Below are 22,071 nucleotides of genomic sequence, written 5' to 3'. Positions count from 1 at the left end.
GGTATTTTGAATCTATCTTGCGTCTACAATTTCTCCGGTAAATCCCCATGGGTGGGCTTTGGTTGCCCGTATTGAGACCAATCTGCCTGAAAGTTCAGGACTCCCAGGAAAAACAACGGCTTTGTTTGTTCTTGTGTATCCTGTTAATTTTGATTCGTCCTTCCAGCTGGGACCTTCGACGAGAACCTCGAATTCTTGCCCAACTTCCTTTTCGTTTCGTTCCAAGGTAATTTGATTTTGGAGGTTGATTAGTTCAAGCAGTCGTCTTTGCTTAGTTTTATTGTCTATTTGGTTTGGCAGTTCAGCAGCTTTTGTGCCAGGTCTGGGGTTGAATGCAAACATGAATGCGCCATCAAATTGGATTCTTCTAACGGCATTTAGCGTATTTTGGAATTGTTCCTCGGTTTCCCCAGGGAAGCCGACCATTATGTCGGTTGTTATTGCAACTCCAGGAATTGCTTTTCGAAGCTTTTCTACCAGGCTTACGTAGTGTTCTATCGTATAATGCCGGTTCATTGCATGTAAAATTCTATTATCGCCGGCTTGAATTGGTAAATGTAGATGTTCGCAAACTTTGGGAAGTTGCGCCATAGCGTCTATCAATCGGTCGCTAAGGTCCTTCGGATGTGAAGTAGTGAATCTTATGCGCCAAAGGCCTTCTATTTCGTTCAGACGACCAAGAAGCGTTGGAAAATCGCATAAGGAATCGTTGTTATTTTGCAGTTGATGTAGGCTGTTGGTAATTTCAGTTTTTTGTTGAGGTTTGCCGTAGCTATTCACGTTTTGCCCGACCAGAGTGACCTCGCGGCATCCATGCGAAGCAAGCTCTTGTACTTCAGCAACTATATCTTCAATTGGCCGACTGCGCTCCGGGCCTCGTGTGAATGGAACAACACAGTAAGCACAGTAGTTGTTGCAGCCATACATAATGGGAACAAAGTGCTTGAGGCCAATATCGCCAATCACACGCTTGGGTTTGGCGAAAACGATGTTGCCATTTCGCTTGGGTAAATCAAGGGCAAACACAGGCCGTTCGCCTGCGCGGACCCTGCTTATGAGTTGAGGCAGTTCAAATATTTGATCGGTTCCTATAATTATATCCACGTAAGGAGCGCGTTTTACAATTTCATTCCCAGCACGCTGAGCCATGCAGCCGCAGACGCCGATGATAAGGTTATTTTTGATTTTCTTCAACGATTTGAACTCGCCCAGCTTACTCATAACCTTACGCTCGGGCTTCTCACGAACCGAACATGTATTCAATAATATAATATCCGCTTCCTCGGCAAGCATGGCTTGGCGATATCCCATCTGTCGCAGAAGATTCGCCATCTGCTGCGAGTCGTCTTCATTTATTTGGCAACCCCAGGTTATGATCATAAAAGCTTGTTGCATAGTGTACAGCCAGAACTTTTCTTGTTTGAGAATTGTGATTATATTATGAAATTGTAGCTTAAAATTACCCAAAACATCAAGAGAAAATCCCTAACACATTTATTGCTTGACTTGCTAGCAATGCTTTACTTGAATTTATCTGTCAAGATTCCTTTGGGGTTGACAAAACTTTCCAAGTAAGTTAGACTTAGAGCGAAGAATTAGGCTGTAGCAACGCAAGACAATCCTTGTCCCGCGCGTTCCGATGATTTTTCGTGAGGGGCAGACGAGCAAATAATTTCTAAGCAAGGAATGCTTAGATATTCTTTATGGCGGATGCCAAGCGTTTTCTCCGCCATAATTCTCTTTATTTAGAGGAATCGACGAGGGCGTCATGTTGCGCGTGTACTCACGAGCATCGGCGCCCTTATTGTGTGTTTTTAAGGAGAATATGAACGAGTCTAGAAAAAATTGCGATATCAGGGTTTTTTACTGCCGAAATCTTGCCGAGGATTTTGGCATATTGCCTATGTTGTCGCCCGTGGAGCGCCAAACCAATGTCGTTTTGGAACCTGTTCCTTGTAGCGGGAAGATTGATTCCCGGTATTTATTAAAGGCATTTGAAGCCGGTTCGCGCTTGGTTTGTATCTTAAGTTGTCCCAAAGGTGAGTGCAAGCTAATTGAGGGAAATCTGCGCGCTGCTCGGAGAGTTCAAGCTGTAAAGGAACTGCTTGCAGAAGCAGGTTTCAATCCTGAATCGCTTAGATTAATCATTCCTGAAAGCCAAGATGATAAGCATATTGAAGCGGCAGTTGATTTAATTCTTGGTTGTTTAAATAAAAAATAGCTATTATGAATTTAATGCCATTTAAGATGCAGGTTTTCCCAAAGAAAGGTGAAGGTATGTCAGAAGGCAATCTAAGCAAGGCAATTAAAAATGGCCAGTTCGTGATTACAGCGGAATGCCTTCCACCGCGAGGAGCCGATGCCGCGAAGATTAAAGCGTGTGCTCAAGTTCTAGGTGGGATGGTACATGCTGTAGGAGCAGTTGAAAGTGAAGATGGTGTTCGGTTATGCAGTCTAGCCGCATGCAATCACTTAGCACATGCTGGGGCTGAGCCTGTTCTTCATTTACTTACGCGAGATTTAAATCGAATAGCATTGCAAGCTACTATCCTTGGGGCTGTTTCGTTGGGCATAACGAATATCTTCTGTACCACTGGTAGGCACCAAGTGCTAACCGCAGAATCATGTGCAAAGGGTGTTAATGACGTTGACCCAATCCAACTTCTTAAAGTTGCCGATGGAATGCGCAAAGATGGTTTGCTTGCTAATGGACAAGAGCTAGATGGGAAGATTGAGTTTATACTTGGCACAGATACAAATCCCTTTGGTGAACCAATGGAGCTTCAGGTGATTGCTCTTGAGCAGGCTATTAGATCAGGAGCAGATTTTATAATCACCCATCCGGTTTACAATCTTGAAGCCTTCAATCAATGGGTGAAAGCTATTGGTCAGCGAAATATTCCTTCTCAAACATGCATAATCGTGGCCGTAAAGCCTTTTACTTCTAAGGATGAGGCATTGGCCCTGAGAGAAAAGTTTAGGCATTTGGATATACCCGACAGCTTATTATCGAAATTGGATGCAACCACCGGTATAGATTTAGCAGTTGAAATTGTGGTTGCTCTAAAAAATATCGAAGGAATCCGGGGCGTTTATCTAATGACCGGTGATAATTTTCAACTTGCCGCAGACATTTTGAAGGCGAGTGGGCTTTCGAGGGGCTAGAAAGTAATGCCAGCGAAATATCACATACATACCCAACCAATGCCGCCAAGGCACAAACCAATAGGCAAGTATGGCATCGTTGATTGGCGAGAAGATTGCTCGGCTTGCCACAACTGTGTCAAGCGGGAATGTGCATATGATGTGTACGACAAGGAACGCGACCGACTGGTAAATGCTCTTCAATATGTAGATTATTTATACGAATGCAAAGGATGCCTCTGTTGCGTTCAAAGTTGCACGAAAGGTCTTTTAACTTGGGAGACAAATCCTGAATATCTTAAACTCGGCGATGAGGTATGGACGCCTGATATAATTTCTAGTACGTGGTTCCAAGCCGAAACCGGTCGCATTCCAGTTTCTGGTGCCGGATATCCTGGACCGTTCTGCGGGCCTGGGTTTGACTCGATACTTACCGATATGTCAGAAATTGTCCGCCCTACCCGCGATGGTATTCATGGGCGAGAGTATATTAATACTCAGGTGGATATTGGCAGAAAACTGACGGCATTGGCATTTAATCCCGAAGGAAAACTTGCATTAAAGAGTCCGCCCATTGTAGATATACCAATCCCAGCAATTTTTGGTCTTCTGCCTTGGCACAAGACGAGCCCACAACTTCTAACAGCTATTCTCGATGCGGCAGGAAAGCTAGGCACTTATGCTTTCGTTGATGATTCTTCTTTATTTGTGCATGATGCGGCAATTCCTTACGTTTCTGGTGAGTTTGTGCCACTTGAAGCTAGGCTCGCGGTTTGGCCTGATTCGCCCGATGTCGTCAGAAGAATTGAGAAAGCTAAGTCCACAAATCCTGAGATGATTGCTATAGTGTCGCTTTGCCTTAACCAAAATGCGGTATCTCGATCTCTTGAGCTAGCGAAGGCTGGCATTGATGTTATTCATCTTTTAGCAGATTGGCATGGAATGACAGTTAATTCGGATAAACCCAAGCACATAACCCATGCAGTGCGTGAAGTTCACTTGGCGTTTGTTGAACAAGGAAACAGGGATGAAATAACGATTATCGCAGGCGGCGGAATTGCATTAGCGGAGCACATGGCTAAGACAATAATTTGTGGCGCAGATCTCGTGAGCGTGGATGTGCCGCTTATGGTCGCGTTGGAATGCCGGATTTGTAAGAATTGTCAGCAAGGGCTTCCCTGCCCCATCGAAATAGAAGACGTCGAGCATGATTATGCAGTTCAGCGCGTTGTCAACCTGGTGGGCGCATGGCACAATCAGCTTTTGGAGATGATGGGCGCAATGGGTATTCGCGAGGTCAGGCGGCTTCGTGGCGAGGTTGGCAGAGCAATGTTCTTCGACGACCTAGAGCGCGAGTGCTTCGAACCCATTTTTGGCAAACGGAAGGAATTGTAAGAGGAAAATTATCGGGGGTATTTTCGTGGCTATAGTTGTAAATAAAAACGCTATTCAAGCTAGCGATGCCGACGATTTGGGGATTAAGATGCCTCCAAGTCGTGAAGTTAAGCCTGCGCCGGACCGCTTCAGGAATACGATTGGCAAGTATCGTGTGTGGCGAAGCGAGGCATGCATCAAATGCTGGAAGTGTGTCGAAGTTTGCCCAAGGGGTGTTCATGTAAAACCTGTTGGCTATGCTGATTTCATCAAACCCCTGGATTATAAATGCACAGCTGAAATATGCAAATCAAAGGGCAGCTATTGTGTTGACCTTTGCCCAAAACGTGCCTTGCGCATCGAATTAAGCCCCATGTATAAGGCGCTAGGTGATTATCGTTGGACAGCTGATTTGATTCTGAGCACATGGTATATGGCGGAAACCGGCAGAACACCAGATGGCGAACTTAACTACGAATGTGGAAACTCGGGTGGCGGCTTCGATAAGATTAGATTTAAGTTTCCTAAGAATGAGCAAAGAATAGACACAACAGAAATCTCAACCGCTATTCCTTTAAACCGTCGGAATGATGGGCGGCCTTCCATTGTAATTGATATCCCTGTCTATGGCGGTGGTATGTCATTTGGCTCCGTCAGCCCCCATGTGATGGTGGCTAAGGCTCGAGCAGCAATGGCGTGGAATACGTTCAGCTGTACGGGCGAAGGCGGCTATCCAGATAGAATCTTTCCATATCGAGATCACATGATTACCCAGGTGGCGACTGGTTTGTTTGGTGTTCGTGAGGAAACAATCCGATGGGCGCCCATTGTTGAGTTCAAGTATGCCCAGGGCGCGAAACCAGGGCTTGGCGGGCACCTTTTGGGCGATAAGAATACCCCTGCAGTAGCCGCAATGCGGGAGGCGGTTCCTGGAACTTCTCTCTTCTCGCCGTTTCCTTTCCACAGTGTTTATTCGGTGGAAGACCATAAGAAGCATGTTGATTGGATTAAGCACGTCAATCCACGGGCGCTCGTGTCAGTGAAGGTCTCAACGCCAGTTGATGTTGATATGGTAGCCGTTGGATCATACCATGCTGGAGCGCATATCATCCACCTTGATGGAAGCTATGGCGGAACAGGGGCAGCTCCGGATATTGCAAAGAAGAACATTGCGATGCCGATTGAGTACGCCATCCCTAAGGTTCACCGTTTTCTCTTGGAAGAGGGTATTCGCGACGAAGTTACATTAATTGCAAGTGGTGGAATTAGGACGGCTTATGATATGGCAAAAGCAATAGCTCTTGGAGCTGACGGCGTTGTTATAGGCACGTCTGAAATGGTGGCAATGGGTTGCATTCGTTGTGGGAAATGCGAGAGCGGCAAAGGGTGTGCCCGCGGAATTGCTACTACAGACCCCGAGATGGTTTCAAAAATGACAATTGATTGGGCAACACAACGTATTGTGAACATGCTTAACGCTTGGCGTGAGCAGTTAGTAGACATACTCAGCCGTTTTGGCATGCGTGATGTTAAAGAACTTCGAGGTCGATGGGACCTGCTAAAGCATGAAGATTACATAACAAGCGATGAGTAACTGAAAGTTTGGACGTTTATTTTGGATGATTGATGGAAATGAGTGACCTTGCACAAAAGATAATCGAAAGCCGAAGTTGGATGATGAAAGACTGGAAGCCTGGTACATTGGTGCGAGCCGAAGAAGAAGGCGGGTGCGGCGTTACCGGTTTTGCATGTAGTATTCCAGTTAGCGGCAGGCATATCTATGCTCCGTCTGTCCAAATGCATAACCGCGGAAATGGCAAGGGCGGCGGTATTGCGGCTGTGGGGCTTGATTCAAATCAAATGGGAGTGCCGCCAGAGATTCTGAAAAACGATTATTGTCTCCATATTGCTCTCCTAGAGCCGTCAGCCCTTGCAAATGTGGAGGCTGACTTTATCACCAGTGTATTCGACGTTCATCATGCTGAGACTCTTGACCATATTGATGACTATCGCGATATCGAAGGGTTGGAAATCCGCCCGCCGGAAGTGAGAAGATATTTCGTGCGTCCCAAGAAAGACGTTCTCAAGAAATTCGCCGATGCCCGTGGGCTTGCTGGCGTACCTGAGCGAGAGTTGGAGGACGAATTTGTTTACCAAAACACTTTCCAGCTGAACTCAAAGTATTACGCGTCCCTAGGAGATAAGCAAGCTTTCGTGCTTTCACACGGGCGCGATATGCTCATTCTTAAGATTGTCGGATATGCCGAGCAAATTGTGGAGTACTATAAGCTTCACGACCTGCGTGCGCATGTTTGGATTGCTCACCAACGTTATCCAACTAGAGGGCGCGTGTGGCATCCAGGTGGGGCTCACCCGTTCTGCGGAATGCACGAGGCGCTTGTGCACAATGGCGATTTTGCAAATTATTACTCGGTTACCGAATACCTTGCCCAGCGAAATATACGGCCGCTATTCCTGACCGACACCGAAGTTTCCATTCAGGTCTTCGACCTCTGGAGTAGAGTTTACAAGTATCCTCTGGAATACGTTATAGAAGGACTTGCGCCAACTGTTGAGCGGGACTTCGATATGCTCCCAAAGGAGAAACAAGAAGTCTATCGTGCCATCCAAGCAAGCCACATTCATGGCTCCCCCGATGGACCGTGGTTTTTCATCATCGCACGAAATGACGTTCAAAACGATGCATATCAGCTTCTTGGCATAACCGACACTGCAATGCTTCGGCCCCAGGTATTCGCACTGCAGGACGGTGAGGTGCAAATCGGCTTAATATGCTCAGAAAAGCAAGCAATTGACGCTACTCTTCGTAGTCTTGCATCGGAGGACAGCCGCTTTTGCTCCTTTGCCGACGATTATTGGAATGCGCGCGGCGGGAGCTATACCGATGGCGGTGCATTCATTTTCACGGTTAAAAGAAATGGCAATGGCGGCCGTTCCCTGACATGCACGGACAAATTCGGCAGGCCGAGGACTGTTAAGCCGGGTATTAGGCCAAATTGCAAGTTGCACGTTTCAAATTGCAAGCCTGCTAAAGAATTGCCGGAGTTGTTGGCAGAAAAATCAGGAACAGCGCTTTACAAAATAGGAATGGCTGCAGCTCCAGAAGTTGGGCTTGAGACCCTTAAGAGTATGTGCTTTGGAATTTTATCTAGGACGCTCACGGATGCCGAGCGCGAAGCGGCAATAAACGGCATCACCCTCCTTATCGATCGTCGCTACCCTACCGGCAACAACAAGCGCTCAACAATCCTCGAACTTTTGCATGAAACGCTAACTAGTGTGCTCGAAGGCGTTCCTTCGATAACAGAAAATGAAACTTCAAGGTATGCAAAGATAGGTTGGGAATCTCGATTCGCTTTGAGGGCGCCAATTGGACCCGAAGAAATTCTTGTCTTAAATGCCAAAGGTTTTCCACCAGAGGGCAACGGATGCGATGCCAGGCTGGTTGTGCAAGCGTACGAGCTGGGTTGGAAAAGATTCATATGCCATGGCTATACCGGCCAAAGATTCCTGGGTTGCGGGCTTGGCCCCAACTCCCATGATGTAGTGATAGATGCATACGGAAGTACTGGCGACTATCTCGCCTCAGGACTCGACGGCGCCACTGTAATCGTTCATGGAAACGCCCAAGACCAAGTTGCCCAAATACTAAAAGAAGGAAAGCTGGTCATACACGGAGACGTTGGCCAAACGTTCATGTATGGTGCTAAAGGTGGAAAGGTCTTTGTAAAGGGAAATGCCGCAGGACGCCCTTTAATTAACGCGGTTGGCCGTCCGAAAGCGGTAATCAACGGGACATGCCTTGACTTTCTTGCAGAATCATTTATGGCCGGCGATCCGCTGAAGGATGGCGGCTTTGTAATACTAAACGGAGTGCGGTTTGACGACGAAGGGCAAATTGTCGACCTCGATACGCCCTACCCCGGTTCGAATCTTTTCTCGCTGGCATCTGGCGGTGCTATTTATGTCCGAGACCCATATAGGCTTTTGGATGAAGAGCAGCTCAACGGCGGCGAGTTTCAAGACCTCACGGGGGCAGATTGGAAGCTTATTTTGCCGTATCTCGAAGAGAACGAACTACTCTTCGATATCCCAATCACACGCTTGCTAACAGTTGATGGAGAGTTGCGAGAGCCGGAAGAGGTTTATCGGAAGGTTGCTCCTATAAAACAGAAGGCGGCTGGTGAATCAGCCAAAGAAGAGTTGTATGAGGACTTAGGTGAGTAGCAGAATCATAGGGAACAAGGTTGATATAGAATATTTGCAAAAGTTGGACCCAAATGGGGAGTTTCGCCTAACAGCATGCCTTCAGTGCGCTCGATGCTCATCGGGATGCACCATGCGTGAAGAGACCGATTTCCTCCCGCATCAATTAAATCGCATGGCAATTCTCGGTCTTGAAAAAGAATTGATGAGCTCCAAGGCAATTTGGGTGTGCGTTTCCTGCCAAACTTGTTTTTCTCGGTGCCCTATGCAAGTCAATACCCCAGCAATGGTTGACAGACTTAGGGAAATGGCACTGGATGCACCTGGCGAACTCAGGCGAGTAAAGATATTCAATGAAGCAATGCTTTCGTCAATCAAGCGCTTTGGGCGAACCTATGATTTTATGCTCATGGCAATATATAAGTTGCGTTCGGGCGACCTGTTTACCGATTTGACGAAACTACCTGCAATGCTGAGAAAAGGAAAGTTTAATCTATTTCCTCCACGCACCGCAGGGCGCAAGTCAGTAAGAACAATATTTAACCGAGTTTTTGGAAGGAGGGAGCAGAGGTGAAATATTCCTTCTTTCCCGGATGTTCTCTAGAATCAACAGCTCGCGATTTTGGCATGTCCGTGCATGCTGTGGCAAAGGCCCTCGCAATCGAGTTGGAGGAAATTCCTGATTGGACTTGCTGTGGCTCCACTCCAGCACACTCCACCGATGCTATTCTTGCGGCGGCACTGCCAGCTCGAAACCTATTAGCAGCAGAGAAAGCAGGTCGTGATGTGGTTGTGTGCTGTGCTTCGTGCTATGGACGTCTGGCTTCGGCTAATTATGCACTTGCAAAAGATGAGAAACTGCGTTCGGAAGTCGCTTCGATTATCGGCCAGGAATACTCCGGCGGGGTCAAGGTGCGCCATCTGTTGGAGGTTTTGATAAAAGATGTTGGCGCTGATGAAATTCGCGATTTAGTTGTCCGACCTTTGAAGGGATTGAAGGTAGCTTGCTATTACGGATGCCTTCTTACTCGACCACCAGAGTTGAGCATTGCCGACGAACCTGAAGATCCTCATTTAATGGAGGAGCTTCTAGAGGCAGTGGGCGCCGAAACCATCGAATGGCCATATAAGACCGAATGCTGCGGGGCAAGCTTCTCAATCACAAGAGTGGAAACAGTCAAACGATTGTGTAGCGAAATTCTCAAAATGGCGAGTGAAAGCGGCGCGAATTGCATCGCGGTTGCTTGCCCCCTTTGCCAAACAAATCTCGACCTCAGGCAGCTGGATATTGAGGAAAAGTTCAACCTCCCAGTTTTTTACTTTACCCAGCTACTTGGGTTGGCGTTGGGGCTTTCAAATGAGGAATTGGGCATCGGGAAGCTGATGACGGACCCAACAAAAGTTTTGCAGTTTTGCTGACGGAGAGATTTTATTTATTCAGTTGTTACTAGGTACAGCGATGAGTAAAGATAGAAATGACGAAATGATAGGGGCAGTTATGGTCTGCGGCGCAGGAATCGCTGGGATTCAAGCCGCACTTGACCTTGCCAATTCGGGGTTCAAAGTATATTTGATTGAGAATTCGCCCTCGATTGGCGGCAAAATGGCACAGCTTGACAAAACGTTCCCTACGGGAGACTGCGCAACCTGTATACTATCGCCGAAGCTAGTTGAGTGCATGCGGAACTTAAATATCGAGATAATAACCCAGGCTCAAGTCGAAGAATTGCAAGGTGAGCCTGGAAGGTTCCGCGCAAAGATACGGCAGAAGGCGAGATATGTGGATGTAAGCAAATGTAATGCCTGCGGCGATTGCGAGAAAGTATGTCCTGTTAGGGTACCGGATGATTTTAACTGCGGCCTTTCAACAACAACTGCCATTCATAAGGTTTCCCCACAGGCTGTTCCAAATGCCTACGTAATTGAGAAACGTCGAAAAGCGCCGTGCGTTTCAGCTTGTCCCATTGGGCAAAACGCTCAAGCATATGTTGCACTCATTGTACAGGGCAAGTTTGCAGAGGCAGCTGAAATCATAAGAAGAGACAACCCTCTTCCATTAATATGTGGATATGTTTGCCACCGCCCATGCGAGAGCGCTTGCCAGCAAGGCCGTTATGGCGAGTCGTTGTCAATCCGTGCTCTGAAACGCTTTGCTTTGGAGCAAAGTCCTGCCAAAGGAAATGGAAACGCAAAGCAACTAGGCGAATCTAAGGCAGAAGCTGATGGCAAGATAGCCATCGTTGGTTCGGGTCCGGCAGGATTGGCGGCGGCGGATTGGCTGGTTCGGAAAGGCTACAAAGTTACTATATTCGAAGCGCTTCCCGTGCCTGGCGGTATGATGCGTGTAGGCATACCCGATTTCCGACTTCCAAGGAACGTCCTTGAGGCTGAAATAAACCAGATTCTCGACCTTGGAGTTGAGCTCAAGTGCAACGTTGAAGTAGGAAGAGATATCTCGATTAATGATTTGTTTAGCGACGGCTATAAGTGCGTATTTGTAGCAGTTGGAGCTCAAAAGAGCGCCGGACTTGGCATTGATGGGGAAAATCTCACGGGTGTGCGCCCGGGAATTGAGTTTATTCGAAAGGTAAACCTTGGTGAGACCGTGCAAATCGGCGAGCGCGTCATGGTTATAGGTGCTGGAAATGCCGCTATGGATATTGCACGCACCGCAATTCGCCTGGGCGCAAAAGAAGTTACTATTCTCTACCGCAGGACGAAAAAGGAGATGCCAGCTGACCCTGTTGAGGTCGATGAGGCAATCTCAGAAGGCGTCAAGTTCATTTTCCTTACAAATCCAAAGCGATTCATTGGCAAAGATGGCAAGCTAATCGGAATAGAATGTCTTAAGATGAAGCTTTCGGAGGAGAAGGACGCCTCTGGGCGAGGGAGACCCGAGCCGATAGAAGGCTCTGAACATATTATCGAATGTGATGAAGCAATTCTCGCTACCGGACAGGTTCCCGACCTAGGATTTTGTGAGGATTTGGCTCTTCAAACGAACAAATGGGGACTGCTGAGTGTTGACCCGATAACATTGGCCACCAATGTCCCTGGCGTATTCGCGGGTGGCGATGTTGTTGCCGGCGCTGGAACTCTAAGTGAGGCGGTTGCGGCTGGACAACGCGCAGCCGAATCAATACATCGCTACATCCAAGGCCAAGACCTAGCGGATGGACGAGAGCCAGAAAGCCGCAGTTGGACCGAAGAAGAGTATTTCGAACTCGAGGAGCTCCACCGCCGCCAGGGTCGAAAGCAAAAAAGTACTAGAATCATGCCTGAGCATAATAAAACCTATACCCCAGAGCAGGCAATGGCGGAGGCTAAGCGATGTCTTGCCTGTGCTGTCTGCTGTGAATGCATGGAATGCGTGAAGGCTTGTCAGCCGAAAGCAATTGACCATGAAATGCAGGATAGTGTCAGGGAGATAAACGTTGGTGCAGTAATTCTTGCGCCAGGTTATGAGGAGTTTGACGCACGATTGCGCGGCGAATTCGGTTTCGGCCGCTATCCAAATGTTGTCAACAATATTCAGTTTGAGCGAATATTATCTGCCAGCGGCCCATTCAGAGGCCACATAATCAGGCCATATGATGGTCACGAGGTAAAAAAGCTTGCATTCATCCAGTGCGTTGGCTCAAGGGATGTGGTGAAGGGTAATCCCTACTGTTCCTCGGTCTGCTGTATGGCAGCAATCAAAGAGGCCGTTGGCGCAAAGGCTCATACTCCGGACATAGAAGTGTCAATCTTCTACACCGACATGCGAGCTTTCGGCAAGGATTTTGATCGCTACTACGAACGAGCCAAAGCCCTAGGAGTGCGCTTTATTCGCAGCCAAGTTTCAAGATTGGTTGATATACCCCAGACACACGACTTGCGGCTAAATTATATTGAAAATGGAAAGCCGGTAGATGAAGTATTCGACATGGTGGTTCTTTCTACGGGCATTCGCCCAAGCCAGGCCGCCTTGGATTTAGCAAAGTCTGCCGGCGTTGAACTTAGCGAATGTGGATTCTGTGCAACTGATGACTATGCCCCTATTCTAACCTCTAGACCGGGAGTTCTGGTAGCTGGAGCTTTTCAAGAACCAAAGGATATTCCAGAGACTGTAGTCCAAGGCAGTGCGGCGGCAGCAGCGGCAATGGAAATACTAGCTTCTTCCCGGGGCTCAATGATTGTTGAAAAGAAGTACCCGAGGGAGCGCGATGTAAGCGATGAACCACCGAGGATTGGGGTTTTTGTTTGCAATTGCGGCATCAATATCGCCTCCGTTGTGGATGTAGAGAAAGTCGTTGAGACTGCGAAAAATATGCCAGGCGTGGAATATGCCGAAGCTCAAATGTACGCCTGCGCTGATAATACTCAAGAGAGAATAAAGGAAATCATTGCCAAACATCGCTTGAATAGACTGGTAGTGGCGTCTTGTACGCCGAGAACCCACGAGGCGCTTTTCCGCGAAACCGTCCGAGAATGTGGGCTGAATCCGTTCCTTGTTGATATGGCGAACATCCGAGACCAATGCTCATGGGTGCATTCAAATAATCCAACCGCGGCAACAGAAAAAGCGATTGACCTGCTTCGCATGGCGGTCGGCCGCGCCTCCAGACTTCGCCCACTCCTTACCGAAGAACTGCCGGTTGTCCAATCTGCCCTCGTTCTCGGCGGCGGCCCTAGCGGAATGACCACTGCGCTTTCACTTGCAAAGCAAGGCTTCCAAGTGCACCTTGTTGAAAAATGCGCGGAGCTGGGCGGAAGACTTAAATCTTCTAACAATCGTGAACTCCTTGAAAAGCTAGTTTCGGCGGCAACAAGCCATCCGCTTATCTCAGTTTACACAGAAAGTCGCCTGGCAAAGCTGGAGGGGCATATTGGAAACTTCAAGAGTGAGCTAAATACCCCATCTGGCGTGAAGATGGTTAGCCATGGTGTGCTCATAATCGCTACAGGTGGAATCGAGTATGTGCCAAAGGAGTACTGCTATGGTGAAGATTCGCGCATAATAACACAGCGTGAACTTCAGATGGCACTTCATAAAGATGCGCTCAACCTGCCGGAGAATCCATCCATCGCGATGATTCAGTGCGTCGGTTCTCGCACCGAGGAGAGACCTTTCTGCAGTCGTTTCTGCTGTACGGAAGCCGTTAAGAATGCAATTCTTCTTAAGGAAAAATATCCAAGTGCTTCAATAGTTGTTTTGTATCGAGATATGCGAACATATGGCACTAACGAGCTCCTTTACCAAAAAGCACGGGAACTCGGCGTTGTTTTTGTAAAGTATGAACCTGAGAACGCACCCCAGGTCTCAGTTTCAAGCGGAAAACCAGTGGTCCTAAGTTTTATCGAACCAGAACTTGGAATCAAAGTAAGCCAAGAAGTTGATCTTCTGGTGCTTTCTGTGGGAATTTCTCCTGCGACCGACAACAAGGAAATCTCGAAGATGGCAAAGGTTCCGTTAAATGAGGACGGCTTTTTCCACGAAGCCCATGTGAAGCTGAGGCCCGTAGACTTTGCTTCTGAAGGCATCTTCTTAGCAGGTAGCGCTCATTCTCCAAAGACCACTGCGGAGAACATCCAGCAAGCACTCGCGGCCGCTGGAAGAGCGGCAACGATTCTAAGCAAGCCAACTATGGTAGTTGGCGGACAGGTTAGCGTTGTAGATGTTAGAAAGTGTGTTTCGTGCCTTACTTGCGTGAGAATATGTCCATACGGCGCGCCTGCTGTGAGCCCAAACAACGGCAAGAATCGCGTAGAGATTCAAGCGGCGATGTGCATGGGGTGTGGAAGTTGCGCGGCTGAGTGTCCGGCAAGGGCAATCCAGCTTCAACATTTCACGGACACCCAAATCCTAGCGGCAGTAAAAGCGCTCCTGGAGGTAGTCAATTGATGGATAGCGGCGAGCCGAGAATTTTGGCACTTTGTTGCCACTATTGTGCATATGCAGCCGCGGACCTTGCAGGTTCGTTGAGACTTCAATATCCGCCAAACGTACGCATAATACGACTGCCTTGTACAGGCAAGGTCGATATTGCATACATTATGCATGCTTTCGAACAAGGCATTGACGGCGTTATAGTCGCAGGTTGTCTTGAGGGCGGCTGTCATTTCCAAGAGGGGAATCTTCGGGCGAAGAAACGAGTTGGGCTGGCAAAGGAGGTTCTTGCCGAAGCAGGCATTGAACCAGAAAGGCTTGAAATGTTCAACCTCTCTTCGGCGCAAGCCAATACCTTTGCAGAAATAATCGAAGAGATGACCGAGCGGCTCAAGAAGTTGGGTCCGAATCCCCTTCGCCTGGCTCTAAGCAACAAATAAGGTTTTTGAACCTCAAAACAAAAACTAACGGAGATTGTTATGATAGTTGGACATCGCAAACATATTCAGGAAATTAAGCAGATGCTGGCGCCGCACAAGCGCATACTTGTATTAGGATGCGGCACATGCGTTACCGTCTGCCTTGCAGGCGGTGAGCGGGAAGTCGGCATGATTGCTTCTGCCCTTCGCATCGCGTATCGCCTCGACAATGACGAACGCGAGATTATCGAGGCAACTATCGAGCGCCAATGCGAGAATCAGTTCATCGAAGATGCTATAGACGAGATTCAAAACTGTGATGCAGTGCTTTCGCTAGCATGTGGTGCAGGAGTTCAAGCCATAGCCGAGAGATTCCCAACCAAGCCAGTTTACCCCGGCTTGGATACCAAGTTTATCGGCATACTCCAAGAGCAAGGCATTTGGACTGAAAAGTGCATTGCATGCGGGAAATGCATCGTCGGCTTGTATGGCGCAGTATGTCCGCTGACACGATGCTCCAAGGGACTTCTCAGCGGCCCTTGTGGGTATTCTCGCGATGGTAAATGCGAGGTTTCGGCAGATATCGAGTGCGGATGGCATCTCATTTACAATAGATTAAAAGAAATTGGCCAGCTTGACCGCCTCCTCGAGTCGGCACCCCTCACCGATTGGTCAAAAAGCCACGAAGGCGGATGCAGAAAGCTAATCCGAGAGGACCAGCGAATAACCTTGGATGTCGAAGCCTCTTGATTACTTTAGACAACCTGCAGAAGGGCGCTGATCTCGTGTATCACTTAGATACGCCGTGGACTCCGTACCTCTTGGCACAGAGGGATGGCAGAGTTCGAAGATTGAAGCAACCTTCGCCGCATGTGCTTTCGATCCGGCCGGTCATGGCTCACTCGGTTGAGGAGTACAAGCACAAGCAGTTGGCAAAGAAGCAGGAGTTCATCGAGACGGTGGTCTTCGGAAAGCCGCCCTCTTCGCCGGAAAAGGACGCTGAGGTTGTGACGCTGAAGGAGATTGCCGCGGGGCTCGGCTACTCTATTGATGAAGCAAAAGAGCAAACGGAGGTTTAGGCATGAGACGCTCAAAGCCAGCAGGTGGAATGTTTACAGTTCGCGATCTTAAACTGAGAATAAAGCACTACAGCGATCCGCGCAATCGGATGCTTGCGCATCAGTGCGGCATATGGTCGGACTTAAAGCGAGACATGAGAGATGCGTGTCGTGCGCACAAAATACAAGTTCCGTGGTGGGCTGAGAAATGAGACACATCTTGTTAGTGAAGGGGTTTGTGCGCGGGCACAAGCGCAGGACTCCCAAAACAAAGCAGATCATATTCGTCAAGCCGTACTGGACTAAGAGAGAGTCCTCGCCAACAAGCCAAGTTGATCCCAAGAGGATCCGGCAGATACCTGGTATACTTCATAATGCAAATGCAGTGAAAGTATTGCCAAGGTTACTCAATGAATGAACAGCTTACCTATCGCAATGCGGTTCCTTCCGACATCCAGCAAGTGGCGGAAATATTTCTTGGCGCCTTTCCCGAAAGCGTTCGCCATTATGTCGGATTCATCCCAAAAGCGGATATACTGCGCGATATTTTTGGTATCTGCCTTGAGATAGAACCCGATTCGTTTTTCGTGGCGCTGATAGGCGGCCGCATAGTCGGCTATATACTTGCGCCAGCGGACTTCCCTCGCATGATTCGGCTCTTCGTTTGGAAGGGTTACCTCCTAAAAATGGGTTGGCGCTGGATTACAGGTCAGTATGGCATAGGATTAAGACCTTTGCTAATCTCAGCCAGAAATTGGATAGCAATATGGCGCGAGACCCGCAAGCAAGAGCTTAATGCTAAGGCGAGAATACTTTCGATTGCAGTCCATCTTGATTTCCAAAGCCGCGGAATAGGAACCGAACTGCTCCGAATTGCTTTGGAACATCTCCGAAGCGTTGGAGCCGATAAAGTGCGCTTGGAAGTTCGCCCCGACAACCTTGCCGCAATCCATGTTTATAATAAGCTTGGATTTGAAATCAAAGGAAAAACAAGAGAAACCCAAGGTGACTGGCTCATCATGCTCAAAAATCTACAATCCACCGCTGAAAACTAGGAAAAGGTGGATTTGGCTTTTAATTGCTGTTTTGCTGTTGGCGGCTGTAATAGAGATAGGTCGTCGCCTCATCTTGGCTCATTCAATTTATAGATTGAACCTCCGCACCCAAGCGCCTCTAAAGCAGATGCCGCCGCTCAAACAAGGCCAAAAAATCGTCATACTCGCTCCACATCCCGATGACGAAACACTCGGCTGTGGCGGACTCATACAGCAGGCCATTCAAGCTGGTGCACATGTTAAAGTTGTGGTTGCCACAAACGGTGAGTATCCAGAAATAGACGTGATAATTTTTGAAAAAACTATCAAATTGACACCCCAAAAGTTTATCCGCCTGGGATATATGCGGCAGCGCGAAACGCTAACAGCGCTCAGCTTTCTTGGTTTGCCGCCGGAGAATATCATATTCTTAGGATATCCGAATGGCAATACGTATCGCATGTGGCTTCCCGGCAATTGGCTTCCCTCAAGTCCTGTGCGCTCGCCCCGAACAAAGCAAACTCGTTCGCCATACGTTAATTCCTTTACACCAAAGGCCATTTACTGTGGCCAATCGATTTTGGAAGACATCGAAGCAATTTTGATGCGCGAAAAGCCAGATGTAGTTATAGCTCCCCATCCAAACGACATTCACTCGGGGCATTGGTCGGTATACGCATTCACTAGGTATGCACTAGATGAGCTGGCGTCGCAAGGGCATTTATTTGCACAGAAGTGCGTTGTCTACACGTATCTAATCCACCGCAGTTTCTGGCCCGCCCCGCGCGGCTTTAGGCCGTGGGTAATGCTTGAGCCCCCTGCCCCGCTTGTCGCGCTGAACCAAACGGAGTGGTTCGCACTGCCGCTTACAGTAGCGCAAATGATTGACAAGCGGAAGGCGATAGGCATGTATCGAACGCAATTCGGTGCGATTGACCGACTGCTTCAATCATTCGCAAGGGGCAACGAGCTGTTCGGGGTAGTCAAGCTTACAACATGGCCAATCCACCAAAAAGTTCCTGCGGCATTAGTCATCAAAGATCCGGTGGGCGATTTGTTTACAAACGGATTAAAGTCAAGGGGCGACATCGCAGGAGTCTGGCTTTTGCGGAATAATGACAGGTTTTCCGTTAAAATTAGGACCAGAAGGCCGCCAACTTCCAAGATAAACTTCCATTTTTCCATAAACAGCGGCGGGCTTGAAAGCAGAGATAGGGTGATTGCATACTATAGTTGGCAGAAAGGGCAAGCATCAGCCTTAGTATTGAAAGATGGGCGGCTTCGAAGGTATGGGTCGAGGAGTGTTGCCGTTGATGTGGTGGGTAGCACCGTAATTTTTCATGCAGATTGGCCGCTCAGCGACACAAGGCAGACGTTTTTAATAATACGCGCATGGACGACCTCGGGCGGACGCATTATAGATGGCACTGCAGTAACTAGATTGTGGATTGGGAAGCTTCCGCCGGGATATTAGGCTGGCAGGCGAGGAAGAGCCGCAGACGCGGAGTGAGGCTCCTTAGTGATTGGGAGGGGGCATCTTTTATAATTGGCGCCTGCATCCGCATAGGCGGCTGTTGCAGATTTTGCATAGCGAGGCTGGTGCACACAAATAATTCCCACGCCTGCGCCTCTAGCTGTTGGCTCCCATCGCATGGTGCATGTCTACCATCGAATGGTTGAAGTCTACCATCGGATGGTAGACGTCTACCGTCGGATGGTTGAAGTCTACCGTCGAATGGTTGAAGTCTACCATCGAATGGTTGAAGTCTACCATCGAATGGTTGAAGTCTACCGTCGGATGGTTGGAGTGTACCATCGGATGGTACTTAGGAACCATCGGATTGTACTAATGCACCTTTGGACTGCACCCCACCCTCTTCACCTGGTTCCTAGGTTTCTCAGCGTCAGCGAGGAATACAAAACAATGGTTTCTCAGCTCTTAAAGGCAATTCACAGCTCTATCTATCTTGCAAGGGAGTGGCACAAGTGGCTGTCGAGCGAGGATTGCTTGCTTCCAGCGGATCGTTCATTCAAGCTGGGGACTTTTTGAGGCGATTCAACCAAGCCGCGGGGCATAATCAACCTTGCCCTGCGGCTCATAAACACCCCCACTGCATTTGGTGGAAACGTTGGTTTATTTCTCCTATACTAGGTGCGCATACTTGTCATTCTCCTCCGAGGTTGAAACTTTGCAGTAATACGGACGGAGTTTCTACCGGCATCTCGTCCCAAGTCCTGCCGTCGAGAACTCGTCCAGCCGCTTTTTTATTTGATCCGCCCCACTGCTTGAAAAAGAACGGCACACCGGCCGACAAGCAGTAGTCGCGTATTTGCCTAACCCATTCAATGTTCATCGGACGTGCTTTCGGTCCAGATTCGCCGCCCACAATAACCCAGTCAATTCCTTCTATGCTTAGCTCCCCAATTGAACCAAGCAATGGCTCAAATGAAATAAACTTAACTCTAGCAGGCGTCTGCCGCAAGTGGTCGATGCGAAAGAGATAATCAGAAGTTTCTACGCTTACACCCAACCACACATTAGCCGACCAAGTCAACCGCGGTGCTAATTCAAGCAGTCGATCAGAGCGCTTTGTTAGAACTTGGAATGTGTGCTGAGATGCTTTGCGCATTACTTCGAAAACTTTTACTATAAACTCAAGAGGAACAGCTTCGTGGAATAAATCGCTCATTGAGTTTACGAATACAGCTCGAGGTTTTTTCCACTTGAGCGGAATCGTCAGCAATTCTTCATGAAGCGTGAGATTAAATCCGTTCGCATAATTTGCCTGCCCCATTGCCATCAGCCGCTTGGAAAGCCGCTCAGCATAGCAGTTTCTGCATCCGGGGCTCACTTTCGTGCATCCCGTAATCGGATTCCACGTTGATTCAGTCCATTCGATTTCTGAGTAGCTTGCCATTTTCAATTCTTGGTTGGAGGGAACGTCACTTGTATATTATCTCCAAACGTTACATTCCCCTTCGATTTTCGCCGTTTGTTTGCCGGAGGATAGACATCAATCTTCCCCTGATGCTCTAATTCGACAAATGCCTTCTTATAGTTCTTCTTTATGTAAGGCTTCCCAACATGATGTTTCTCATATATCTGTTTCATCGTCAGAGTTTTTCCTGCAAAATCGTTGAGTAACATGTCAGTCAATTCATCTAAAGGACGTGTAAACTCGAAGAGGCGTGGAAAGCGTTCGTCAGCAGGATTGTATTCGAAGCTTGGGACACCTTGTTCCTTCCTCGAGCTATACTTTGCCATTATTTCTTTCATTATTTTGTAGCCTGTATCGTTTTTGCTTACAAAATATAAGATGATGACTGGTGCGCTCTCCGTGTTCATTTACAAAACGGAAAGGCAGTACGTATTTTCCACCAATTTCTTCGAGGGCCGACATCAGCTCGTTCACAATAGTCATTTCTCGTTCGAAAGGTTCCATATCTTTTAAACGGGTGCGAAGGTCATCCGCTCGTTCTTGCCCAAATAAAGCATTCATATTGTCAATGACAAGCTCATTAGATAAGCCCATGTTGATGCGATTGTAATTGAAGAAGAAGATACAATCGCAACCCCAGTCTTTGATCACAGATTTAAAGAGACGTAAAGAGAGGCCTTTGTATCCCCATGGGTCGACAAAACAAAGAGTGGGGCCGGGCTTCATCTGTTCTACTTTTTGAATAATGTCATCTCCCACTTCTTCGTTGAGAATTTGCGGACTATACTTAAGTTGCCCTAGATTGGGAATGCGTTCTATTTCTTCTTTAAGAGAACATACATTGTTTTTGTCCTTATCGTTGAAAATCGCGACAAGGCGTTCTCGTATATCGGAATCATTAATTGCTGTTTCCAACACAAGAACAGGTGTAGACTTAGTTCCGTCCTTATATTTCCCAGGCCCCGCAAAAAAATCAACATAGGCGATCCTATTGGAAAGCCCTTGATATCTTTTCATGACACTGATTATCACCTTAGCCCAGGCCCAGAAATACTCGGTGACAATATTGCTCTTAATTCTGGACTGCTCTCGGATTTCTTCAAAGAACTTGTTGTCAGCCATATTTTTCTATTTTTCACTCCCATATCGGTTTTCATGAAAATCACCTTTTGAGGTTTATGTCTCTTGCCATCAATTTACTCTAGGATGCGGTGCGCGTTGGCAGAACCGATGGAGATATCGATTGATGCTTCTACTTCTCATGACTTAGGCAAATCTTCTCCTTGAGGGTGTAAAGACCTTGCACCATAACCTTGTAACCAAGAAATGTTATCAAGATATTCTTTTCGGCTACAATTGGACGAATCGGGCCATTCCGTGCCATTAAGAATAATACCATTCTTATATGTATCGCCTCAAATAAGAATGCGAATGATGCCACCGGGCTTGAGCGTGCTGTTGACAAACAATTGGAATAGGTGGTTGTGGCTCATATAGATAGGTCTCCATTCGGTATCACCGTTCTGACTTGCGCCGTGAAGCTAAATGGCAGTAGATGGAAGTCCTTGAGATCAGACCAACGGACCATGCCGCTGCGCATTGACTGCATTGGCACGTGTCCCCAGCCTCTTGTATCAGACAAGGCTGTTTGACGTATCTGGCGGATGAGACGTAGAAGACAGCACAGAGTTCCGGATAATAGTTCAGTTCCAGAGGCTTCTTCTTGATGGTGAGCGCAGTCCGGAGCAGCTCCCGAAGGCGCTTTTTGTGGGACGGGGTGAGGCTTGAAATGAAGCGGATTGCTAAAGGACATACCAGGATCAGCCTTCTCCCCCAAAGGATTGCGATAAATGAAGCTCCGCTTTACACCTCCGCCCGTTAGGGCAACTTCTTGGCAAGCTCCCTGATGTGGTGGTCTTGGTGAGCGAGAAGCTTCTTTTTGTCGTAAGTGATAAAGTCGGGGTGAGTAGAGATGCGGTAGTTCTTTGACCCATCGCTCTGGATAAA

At 48.0% G+C, this 22,071-nt stretch carries 19 protein-coding genes and 1 pseudogene; 15 read left to right on the top strand and 5 right to left on the bottom strand.

The window, feature by feature from the left end; all coding sequences use genetic code 11:
• Window positions 1–12: 12 nt before the first annotated feature.
• A complete protein-coding gene (gene miaB / locus K6T99_10555; protein MCL6520262.1) occupies window positions 13–1,395 on the bottom strand; it encodes a tRNA (N6-isopentenyl adenosine(37)-C2)-methylthiotransferase MiaB in 1,383 nt (460 codons plus the stop codon).
• A gap of 373 nt (window positions 1,396–1,768) precedes the next feature.
• On the opposite strand from miaB, the gene K6T99_10550 reads away from it, so the two are divergent.
• The 15 genes from K6T99_10550 (at window position 1,769) to K6T99_10480 (ending at window position 19,175) form a co-directional block, all read left to right on the top strand.
• On the top strand, window positions 1,769–2,221 hold the full coding sequence (locus K6T99_10550; GenBank protein MCL6520261.1) for a hydrogenase iron-sulfur subunit: 453 nt from the start codon (window positions 1,769–1,771) through the stop codon (window positions 2,219–2,221).
• Between the two features lie 56 nt (window positions 2,222–2,277).
• The gene (locus K6T99_10545) at window positions 2,278–3,165 is read left to right on the top strand and encodes a methylenetetrahydrofolate reductase (protein ID MCL6520260.1); all 888 of its coding nucleotides are present in this window, start codon (window positions 2,278–2,280) and stop codon (window positions 3,163–3,165) included.
• A gap of 6 nt (window positions 3,166–3,171) precedes the next feature.
• Window positions 3,172–4,539, top strand: a complete 1,368-nt coding sequence (locus tag K6T99_10540) for a hypothetical protein (GenBank protein ID MCL6520259.1) — start codon at window positions 3,172–3,174, stop codon at window positions 4,537–4,539.
• An 88-nt stretch (window positions 4,540–4,627) separates the two neighbouring features.
• Window positions 4,628–6,112, top strand: a complete 1,485-nt coding sequence (locus K6T99_10535) for an alpha-hydroxy-acid oxidizing protein (protein MCL6520258.1) — start codon at window positions 4,628–4,630, stop codon at window positions 6,110–6,112.
• A gap of 32 nt (window positions 6,113–6,144) precedes the next feature.
• Window positions 6,145–8,766, top strand: a complete 2,622-nt coding sequence (locus tag K6T99_10530) for a glutamate synthase (GenBank protein ID MCL6520257.1) — start codon at window positions 6,145–6,147, stop codon at window positions 8,764–8,766.
• A complete protein-coding gene (locus K6T99_10525; GenBank protein MCL6520256.1) occupies window positions 8,759–9,319 on the top strand; it encodes a 4Fe-4S dicluster domain-containing protein in 561 nt (186 codons plus the stop codon). The genes K6T99_10530 and K6T99_10525 overlap by 8 nt, the downstream gene beginning before the upstream one ends.
• The gene (locus K6T99_10520; protein ID MCL6520255.1) at window positions 9,316–10,164 is read left to right on the top strand and encodes a CoB--CoM heterodisulfide reductase iron-sulfur subunit B family protein; all 849 of its coding nucleotides are present in this window, start codon (window positions 9,316–9,318) and stop codon (window positions 10,162–10,164) included. Before K6T99_10525 ends, K6T99_10520 begins: the two co-directional genes overlap by 4 nt.
• A 40-nt stretch (window positions 10,165–10,204) precedes the next feature.
• Window positions 10,205–14,629, top strand: coding sequence for an FAD-dependent oxidoreductase (locus K6T99_10515; protein MCL6520254.1), 4,425 nt, complete (start codon window positions 10,205–10,207; stop codon window positions 14,627–14,629).
• The gene (locus K6T99_10510) at window positions 14,629–15,054 is read left to right on the top strand and encodes a hydrogenase iron-sulfur subunit (GenBank protein MCL6520253.1); all 426 of its coding nucleotides are present in this window, start codon (window positions 14,629–14,631) and stop codon (window positions 15,052–15,054) included. Before K6T99_10515 ends, K6T99_10510 begins: the two co-directional genes overlap by 1 nt.
• Before the next feature lie 39 nt (window positions 15,055–15,093).
• Entirely contained in the window at window positions 15,094–15,783 is a 690-nt protein-coding gene (locus tag K6T99_10505) for a methylenetetrahydrofolate reductase C-terminal domain-containing protein (GenBank protein ID MCL6520252.1), read from the top strand.
• Window positions 15,726–16,112: a hypothetical protein gene (locus K6T99_10500; GenBank protein MCL6520251.1), complete on the top strand. Its 387-nt coding sequence runs from the start codon at window positions 15,726–15,728 to the stop codon at window positions 16,110–16,112. Before K6T99_10505 ends, K6T99_10500 begins: the two co-directional genes overlap by 58 nt.
• A 2-nt stretch (window positions 16,113–16,114) precedes the next feature.
• On the top strand, window positions 16,115–16,303 hold the full coding sequence (locus K6T99_10495) for a hypothetical protein (GenBank protein MCL6520250.1): 189 nt from the start codon (window positions 16,115–16,117) through the stop codon (window positions 16,301–16,303).
• A 198-nt stretch (window positions 16,304–16,501) separates the two neighbouring features.
• Entirely contained in the window at window positions 16,502–17,146 is a 645-nt protein-coding gene (locus K6T99_10490; protein MCL6520249.1) for a GNAT family N-acetyltransferase, read from the top strand.
• Window positions 17,097–18,599: a PIG-L family deacetylase gene (locus tag K6T99_10485; GenBank protein ID MCL6520248.1), complete on the top strand. Its 1,503-nt coding sequence runs from the start codon at window positions 17,097–17,099 to the stop codon at window positions 18,597–18,599. The genes K6T99_10490 and K6T99_10485 overlap by 50 nt, the downstream gene beginning before the upstream one ends.
• Before the next feature lie 198 nt (window positions 18,600–18,797).
• Window positions 18,798–19,175: a hypothetical protein gene (locus tag K6T99_10480; GenBank protein ID MCL6520247.1), complete on the top strand. Its 378-nt coding sequence runs from the start codon at window positions 18,798–18,800 to the stop codon at window positions 19,173–19,175.
• A 115-nt stretch (window positions 19,176–19,290) separates the two neighbouring features.
• Here K6T99_10480 and K6T99_10475 read toward each other — a convergent pair whose 3' ends face one another.
• The 4 genes and pseudogenes from K6T99_10475 to K6T99_10460 form a co-directional block, all read right to left on the bottom strand.
• On the bottom strand, window positions 19,291–20,043 hold the full coding sequence (locus K6T99_10475) for a phage Gp37/Gp68 family protein (protein MCL6520246.1): 753 nt from the start codon (window positions 20,041–20,043) through the stop codon (window positions 19,291–19,293).
• 2 nt (window positions 20,044–20,045) lie between these two features.
• Window positions 20,046–21,186 (bottom strand): annotated as a pseudogene (locus K6T99_10470) (three-Cys-motif partner protein TcmP).
• Window positions 21,187–21,316: 130 nt separating this feature from the next.
• Window positions 21,317–21,463, bottom strand: a complete 147-nt coding sequence (locus K6T99_10465; GenBank protein MCL6520245.1) for a hypothetical protein — start codon at window positions 21,461–21,463, stop codon at window positions 21,317–21,319.
• 90 nt (window positions 21,464–21,553) lie between these two features.
• On the bottom strand, window positions 21,554–22,071 hold a 518-nt coding region (locus K6T99_10460), incomplete at its 5' end, for a hypothetical protein (GenBank protein MCL6520244.1).

It is taken from the genome of Armatimonadota bacterium (assembly GCA_023511795.1).
Lineage (GTDB): Bacteria > Armatimonadota > UBA5829 > DTJY01 > DTJY01 > JAIMAU01.
This window is presented reverse-complemented; position numbering and strand designations above follow the sequence as displayed.